Raw genomic sequence first — 1,060 nt, forward strand, 5'->3', positions numbered from 1 at the left:
GTTTGCGGCTCATCTTTTTACGGAACACTGCCTTGCCTCTAGCGTCCTGCCCATGAAGGTGAAAGCTGTGTTTGCCCAGATCGATACCAACGAGCGTTACGTCGTCCATGATCGTCTCCAGTTCGGTATGAACACTGCGAGCCTAACCTATCCGGTAGGGCGGGGTGGACCATCCCATTAGTGGAAGTGTCAAAGCAACCACCTGAACGAGGGAAGCGTCCACCATGAAGATTACGACAATTGGCATCGATCTGGCGAAAAGCGTTTTTGCCGTGCACGGCGTAAATGAGCATGGCAGAGAGGTACTGAAGAAAGTGTTGAAACGCGATCAGGTTGCGAAGTTCTTCGCCAATCTGCAGCCCTGTCTGATCGGAATGGAGGCCTGTGGGAGCGCTCATCATTGGGCGCGCAAGCTGCAGGGTTTTGGACACGACGTGCGCCTGATTGCGCCGCAGTTCGTCAAGCCCTACGTGAAGACCAACAAGAACGACGCGGCTGACGCAGAGGCGATCTGTGAGGCGGTGGCGCGGCCCAACATGAGGTTCGTGCCGGTCAAGAACGTAGAGCAGCAAGCCGTGCTGGCACAGCACCGGGTGCGCCAGGGATTCATCGAGGCGCGCACCGCGCAAGCCAATCAGATCCGGGGGTTGCTCGCCGAGTTCGGGCTCATCATTCCGCAAGGCATTGCGAACATCGCCAAGCGAGTACCGGAGTTGCTCGAGGACGCCACCAATGAGCTACCGGGCTCGTTTCGCCTGCTCGTACAGCGATTGATGGAGCACTTGAAGGAGTTGGACCGCCAGGCTGGTGAAATTGAGGCTCAGATCGTCACGTGGCATCGGGACAACGAACTCAGCCGCAAGCTGGCGGAGGTTCCGGGCATTGGACCGATCACCGCCAGTGCTCTGGTGGCGACGGTGAGCGATGCGAAGAACTTCGACAACGCACGTCAATTGGCAGCGTGGATAGGCCTTGTACCACGGCAGAACTCCAGCGGCGGCAAGAACGTGCTGCTCGGCATAAGCAAACGCGGAGATACCTATCTTCGAACACTGTTGAT

At 57.7% G+C, this 1,060-nt stretch carries 1 protein-coding gene and 1 pseudogene; one reads left to right on the forward strand and one right to left on the reverse strand.

Features of this window, described 5'->3' with window-relative positions:
• Positions 1–109: pseudogene (locus PQQ51_RS34300) on the reverse strand (IS110 family transposase); the annotation flags it as partial.
• A 115-nt stretch (positions 110–224) separates the two neighbouring features.
• On the opposite strand from PQQ51_RS34300, the gene PQQ51_RS34305 reads away from it, so the two are divergent.
• The coding region (locus tag PQQ51_RS34305; protein ID WP_408501620.1) for an IS110 family RNA-guided transposase at positions 225–1,060 on the forward strand (836 nt) is incomplete at its 3' end.

This window comes from Paraburkholderia xenovorans, assembly GCF_046030735.1.
In the GTDB taxonomy this organism is placed as follows: Bacteria; Pseudomonadota; Gammaproteobacteria; order Burkholderiales; family Burkholderiaceae; genus Paraburkholderia; species Paraburkholderia xenovorans_A.